General features: G+C 48.3%; 2 protein-coding genes. One reads left to right on the forward strand and one right to left on the reverse strand.

The window, feature by feature from the left end:
* Positions 1–98: 98 nt before the first annotated feature.
* The gene (locus tag QUB20_RS12255) at positions 99–6,860 is read left to right on the forward strand and encodes an amino acid adenylation domain-containing protein (RefSeq protein ID WP_333246366.1); all 6,762 of its coding nucleotides are present in this window, start codon (positions 99–101) and stop codon (positions 6,858–6,860) included.
* Here QUB20_RS12255 and QUB20_RS12260 read toward each other — a convergent pair.
* Positions 6,846–6,968, reverse strand: a complete 123-nt coding sequence (locus QUB20_RS12260) for a hypothetical protein (protein WP_263053556.1) — start codon at positions 6,966–6,968, stop codon at positions 6,846–6,848. The two genes, QUB20_RS12255 and QUB20_RS12260, sit on opposite strands and share 15 nt — an antisense overlap.
* Positions 6,969–7,037 lie beyond the last annotated feature (69 nt).

Genomic DNA, 7,037 nt, shown 5'->3' on the forward strand with positions numbered 1-7,037 from the left:
TCTTGCCTGTTCCTAAAAAAGTAATTGAGTTTTCTGGTGGAACAGGCATCTTGCCTGTTCCTAAAAAAGTAATTGAGTTTTCTGGTGGAACAGGCATCTTGCCTGTTCCTAAAAAAGTAATTGAGAATGGTGCAAGATGTGAGCTAAAGCCGACTGAAGAGGAATCTTCAATCCACTTCAGTGCCAGGGAGAAAACGCAAAATATTATCGATCGCCCACTCAGTAGCTTTGGACTAGATTCTTTAAGAATTTTTGAGTTAAAAAATCAGATAGAGAGCGACTTTGGCGTTAGTGTATCGGTTGCCGATTTGTTTGAAGATAGGAGCATTGCTCGACTAGCAGTGCAAATTCTAGAGCAACTGACAGGAAATACCAAAGCAGTCGTCCCAAGGCCAGTTTCTCGCCTACAAAATATTCCCCTGTCTTTTGCCCAAGAGCGCTTGTGGTTCTTCGACCAATTGGAACCCGGAAACCCGTTTTATAACCTCTGCGGTGCAGTTCAGATCACAGGGCAACTTAATGCAGAAGCACTTAGGAAAAGTATTGAGAAAATTATCGAGCGACACGAGATTTTGAGAACGGCGTTTGCTGGTGGGGAAAAAGAACACATCCAAGTAATTTGTGATGCGAAAACTTTCCCATTGCCCCTGATAGATTTGAGCCATCTCCCCCATGCGGAACGCGAGAAAGCAGCGCAAAAACTGTCTAATGAAGCAGCACAATTGCCCTTTGACTTAACTCAACCAAATCTGCTCCGTGCCAAACTACTGCGCCTATCAGAAACAGAACATACCCTGCTTTTATCCGCCCACCATATCATTTTCGATGGGCTGTCTTTGGGCATATTTTTACGGGAACTAGCGGCGTTTTATGAAGAATTTACTAATAAGAGTTTAGCCGCGATTCGACCGCTGCCAATTCAGTATGCAGACTTTGCAACTTGGCAGCGCCAACAAATGCAGGGAGAAATATTAGAAACTCAACTTACTTACTGGAAGCAGCAGTTAATTGGCAGTGCAGCGGTGCTAAATTTACCAACAGACTTTTCTCGTCCCGCTGTTCAAAGTTACAAGGGAGGTCGGCAATTATTTGAATTGCCAGAACACTTAACCGAGGCAATTAGGCAATTGAGTCGCCGCGAAAAAACCACTGTATTTATGACATTGCTGGCAGCATTCAAAACGCTGCTTTACCGCTACACGGGGCAAGAAGATATCCTCGTCGGTTCACCAATTGCCAGCCGCAACAGCAGCGAAACCGAATCATTAATTGGATTTTTTGTCAATACTTTAGTTTTGCGATCGGACTTAACCGGAAATCCCACTTTTCGAGATTTGCTGAGTCGAGTGCGAGAGTTTGCATTAGGCGCTTACGCGCATCAAGATGTACCGTTTGAGAAGTTGGTAGAAGAATTGCAGCCGAATCGAGATTTAAGTCACTCGCCTTTATTTCAGGTGATGTTTGCCTTTCAAAATGCCTCGGAATTCGCCTTAGAATTGCCAGGTTTAAGCTTGAACTGCCAACAGATTCACAGCGGGACAGCAAATTTCGATTTAACCCTGGAATTAGAAGCCACAGCAACGGGTATTAGAGGGTGGTTTGAATATAGCCTAGACTTATTTGAATCTGCTACAATTACGCGCATGGCGAGGCACTTTCAGAACTTATTAGAAGGCATCGTTGCGAATCCCTCGGCGCGTCTATCAGATTTGCCCCTGCTTGCAGAAACAGAACGCCAACAACTTCTATTTGAGTGGAATAATACTGGGGTAAATTACTTCCAAAATGAGTGCGTTCACCGTTTGTTTGAAGCGCAAGTTGCGAAAACACCTGATGCGGTTGCGGTGCAATTTGAATGCCAAAGTTTGACTTATCGAGAACTGAACGATCGCGCGAATCAACTTGCCCATTATTTGCACTCTTTCGGCGTAAAACCAGATGCCATAGTCGGCGTTTATATGGAGCGATCGCTCGATGCGATCGTCGGAATTTTAGGCGTATTAAAAGCAGGCGGCGCTTATTGGCCCCTCGACCCCATCTATGCTAAAGAACGCCTCGCCTTCATGTTAGAAGACGCTGGAGTTAGGGTATTGCTGACGCAAGCAGAATTAAAAACAGAAACGCCAGCCAAAAATAATATTTCTGTGATTTGCTTGGATGCAGAATGGCAGACGATCGCTCAACAAAACAAGTCAAATCCTGATAGCGCCGTTTTGCCAGAAAACCTAGCTTATATCATATATACATCCGGGTCTACCGGCCAGCCAAAAGGAGTGATGGTGCAGCATCAATCTTTGGCGAATTATACGCAAGCTGCAAGTGTCGAATATGGCATCAAACCAGGCGATCGCATTCTCCAATTCGCTTCCCTCAGCTTCGACGCCAGCGCCGAAGAAATCTATCCCTGTTTAACGCGAGGCGCAACATTGGTACTGCGCGGAAATTCCATGTTAGACAGCATTTCTTCCTTCCTGAAAAAATGCCGGGAATGGCAAATCACCGTCTTAGATTTACCAACCGCTTACTGGCGCGAATTAACCGCCAGACTCAGCACCGAAAAAGCAGAATTTCCCCCATCAGTGCGCTTGACAATCATTGGCGGAGAAACCGCACTTTCAGCATCCCTGAATCAGTGGCAAAAATGCGTATCAGAAAAAGTGCGGCTAGTCAATACTTACGGCCCCACAGAAACAACCATCGTCGCCACGTGGTGCAACTCTCTCCCCTCTGCGCCCTCTGCGCCCTCTGCGGTTAAAAACTCCCCAAAAACCTTGCCGATTGGACGCCCAATTCCAAATGCCCGCACCTATGTACTCGATGCTAACTTGCAACCCGTTCCGATCGCAGTCCCCGGCGAACTATATATCGGAGGTGCGGGCGTTTCCAGAGGCTATCTCAACCGTTCAGAGTTGAATCGAGAAAAATTTATTCCCGATCCTTTTAGCAGCAAACAAGGCGATCGCCTTTACAAAACAGGCGATTTAGTCCGCTATCTCCCCGACGGCAATTTAGAATTTCTCGATCGCACCGATCGCCAAGTGAAAATTCGTGGTTTCCGCATAGAGTTGGGAGAAATCGAATCCACACTCAGCCAACATCCAGACGTGCAAGAAGCCGTCATTCTCGCGCGTGACGAAGATTCAGGCGGAAAGCGCTTAGTTGCTTACCTCGTTTTAAACTCAGCACTCAGCATTGGGAACTCCGCACTGATTAAAAATCTGCGCTCTTTTCTCCGGGAACAACTGCCAGATTATATGGTTCCTGCCAGTTTTGTGTTTTTAGAATCGCTGCCATTAACGCCAAACGGCAAGGTAGATTTCAAAGCACTTCCTGCACCAGAAGCTAACAATTCCGACGCCGATTTTATCGCTCCTGAGACTTTAGAAGAACAAGTAGTAGCTGATATTTGGGCTGAGGTTCTGGGTTTAAAAAAGGTGGGAATTAATGACAATTTCTTTGAGTTGGGAGGTCACTCTTTGCTAGCAACTCAACTGATTGCCAAGGTGCGCGATCGCTTTCAAGTCGAGCTATCATTGCGCTGTCTGTTTCAATCCCCCACTGTCGCCAGTCTGGCAGTTGCGATCGCCCAAGCTAAGAGCCAGCAGTCGCCCGAACCCCTGATTTCACTGCCTGCGATCGCCCCCGATCCTCAAAATCGCTACCAACCATTTCCGCTCAATGAAATGCAGCAGGCTTACTGGATCGGGAGAAATAGCTTCTTTGAAATGGGCAATGTGGCCATTCACGGCTATGTAGAAATTGAAAGCGACTCGTTAGATTTAGAGCGGTTTAGCCTCGCGTGGCAGCGAGTTGTACAGCGTCACGATATGCTGCGGGCGATCGTACTTCCGAACGGAAAGCAGCAAATTCTGGAAAACGTGCCCGCTTATAAAATTGAGGTTTTGGATTTGCGATCGCTCGATCCAGAGGTGGCCGGCGAACAACTCGAAGCAATCCGCGATCGCCTTTCTCACCAAGTGCTGCCGCTCGATCGCTGGCCGCTGTTCGAGATTTGCGCTTCCAAAATTAAGGGGCGCCGCATCCGCCTCCACATCAGCATTGACGCCTTGTGCATAGATGGCTGGAGTTTTCAAATTTTGTTTGGAGATTTGGTAAAGTTTTACCGCAATCTTAATACTGAGATCGCGCCCTTGCAACTGTCTTTCCGCGACTGCGTGTTAGCCGCGATCGCCTTAGAAAACTCCCCATTTTACCAGCAATCCTTAGATTACTGGCGCACTCGCCTCAAAACCCTGCCACCAGCACCGGAATTGCCCCTCGCAAAACACCCGAATTCCTTAACGCAGCCGCGATTTAAACGCTGGAGCGATCGCTTAGACTTGCAAACCTGGCAGCGCCTCAAAACGCGCACAGCTCGCGCCAGCCTCACTCCTACGGGTTTATTGCTGGCCGCCTATGCGGAGGTTCTGTCTCTGTGGAGCAAAACGCCTCGGTTTACCCTCAACGTGCCGCGCTTTAATCGGTTGCCTTTGCATTCTCAAGTTGAGGAAATTATCGGAGAATTTGCCTCGTTTACTTTGCTAGAAATAGATAACTCCAAGCGAGAGAGTTTTGAAGTACGAGCCAAGCGATTGCAAGAACAGCTTTGGCAAGATTTAGAGCACCAATATGTCAGCGGCGTGCGCGTTTTGCGAGAACTCGCTCAAGCGCAAGGTACAGCCGCAGCCCTGATGCCAGTCGTGTTTACGATCGATCCGCAAAACGCGCCTGGGGAAGATTCCTCTATCTTTTCACTCATTCAAGAATTGGGAGAACTGGTGCACATTATCGGTCAAACTCCGCAAGTTTGGATCGACGCGCAATTTACCGAAACTGCTGAGGGGCTTTCTTTTAGCTGGGATGCAGTGGAAGAACTCTTCCCGGCAGGGATGATTGACGATATGTTTGACGCCTACTGTCGCCTATTGCAACGCCTCGCTAACGAAGAGGAAACTTGGCAGGAAACCGTGTCGTTTCAGCAAGCTTTTGCTAACAGCATTGAAGCACCGATTCCCGATGGATTGCTCCACGAATTGTTTGCTGAGAAAGTTGTCTTACGATCGCACGAACCCGCCGTTATTACTTCAACGCGCACTCTGAGTTATCAAGAATTGTATCTGCGATCGAATCAAGTCGCTCACCGGTTGCGAAATCTCGGAGTTCGCCCTAATCAATTGATTGCCGTCGTCATGGAAAAGGGATGGGAGCAAATCGTTGCTGTCTTGGGTATTCTAGCCTCTGGATCTGCTTATTTGCCCGTAGATGCGGCGCTGCCAAAAGAACGGCTGTGGTATTTGCTGGAAAATGGCGAAGTTGAGATTGTGTTGACGCAATCTCAGTTAAATCAACGCTTGGAATGGCCGGAAAATGTGCGGCGAATTTGTCTTGATACTGAGGAATTAGCAACAGAAAGCGGCGAAGCTTTGAAATCAGTACAGGAAGCGGAAGATTTAGCGTATGTGATTTATACTTCCGGTTCAACTGGCTTGCCGAAAGGCGTGGCGATCGCCCATCGCGGTGTAGTCAATGCGATCGCTCAGACCAACCAAGTGTTTAATGTGACCGAGTGCGATCGCGCGATCGCAGTCACCGCACTGCACCACGATATGTCGGTTTACGATATCTTCGGCATCCTAGCAGCCGGGGGAGCGATCGTCATTCCCGATGCCACACAACGGCTAGACCCCGCTCACTGGGCGCAATTGATGGTAAAAGAGCGCGTCACCATTTGGAACTCGGTTCCCCCGATGATGGAAATGCTGCTCGATTACGCTGGCGGACGTTCTGAGGTGTTGCCAGAGTGCTTGCGCTGGGCGTTTCTCGGCGGAGACTGGATTCCAGTAACACTGCCTCAGAGGTTAAGGGCGATCATCAAAGGATGCCGAGTTGTCAGCGTCGGCGGGCCAACTGAAACCACCCTTTGGAATATTTGGTATCCGGTAGAAACTGTTGACCCTTCTTGGAAAAGCATTCCCTATGGCAAGCCGATCGCCAATACACGCTATTACATTTTGAATGAAAGGCTAGAAGACTGTCCCGTCTGGGTTGCCGGCGAGATGTGCTGTGCCGGAGTTGGACTGACAAAAGGATACTGGCGGAATGAAGAAAAAACCCGCGCCAGTTGCCTCACGCACCCCGTCACGGGCGATCGCTTGTACCGAACGGGAGATTTAGGGCGCTTCCTCCCTGACGGCAATATCGAATTTTTAGGACGAGAAGATTTCCGCCTTAAAATTCGAGGATTCCGCATCGAAGCCGGAGAAATTGAAGCTGCTTTGAACGAGCACCCAGCAGTCAAAGCATCCATTGTCACCGCATTCGGAGAAAATCACAGTCAAAAGCGCTTAGTAGCATATATTGTTCCCCAACAAAACGCTGCCCCTGCGGTTGAAGAATTGCGCCAATTCCTGAGCGAAAAGCTGCCCGATTATATGGTGCCTTCTGCATTTATAGTTCTGGACGCGCTGCCGCTTTCGACCAACGGCAAAGTTAACCGCAAGGCACTGCCCGAACCGGATGCCGCAATTCCCGAAGCAAAGATTTTTGTCGCACCGCGTACCCCTATTGAGGCAATGTTAGCGAGAATTTGCTGTGAGGTTCTCGGCATTGAACAGTTAAGCATTACCGATAACTTTTTTGAACTAGGAGGAAATTCGCTGCTGGCAATTCAATTAGCAGCAAAGGTACGAGATTCTTGTCAGATTGAATTGCCTTTGTGCGATATTTTTGCAGGACGATCGCTCGCTGTACTTGCAGAAAATATTTCTGAAGCCAAAAACAAAAATGCGGCCGTTGAAGAACCCGCGATCGCGCCTGTTTCGCGATCGGCGTACCGCAGGTCACTCTCATCTTTGCAATAAGTGATGAGTCGCGGGCGATCGGCCGATCGCCCATAAGTAATCCCCAATTATCGGCTGCAATCCTCTATTCCCAATTGCCAATTCCCAATTATCAGTTACCAATCCCATGACCGAGAATTTCTTGATGGTACAAGCCCCCTGATTTATCCGTGGAATCAATCCAAAATCTCAAATCTA

It is taken from the genome of Microcoleus sp. B4-C2 (genome assembly GCF_036705265.1).
Taxonomy (GTDB): domain Bacteria; phylum Cyanobacteriota; class Cyanobacteriia; order Cyanobacteriales; family Microcoleaceae; genus Microcoleus.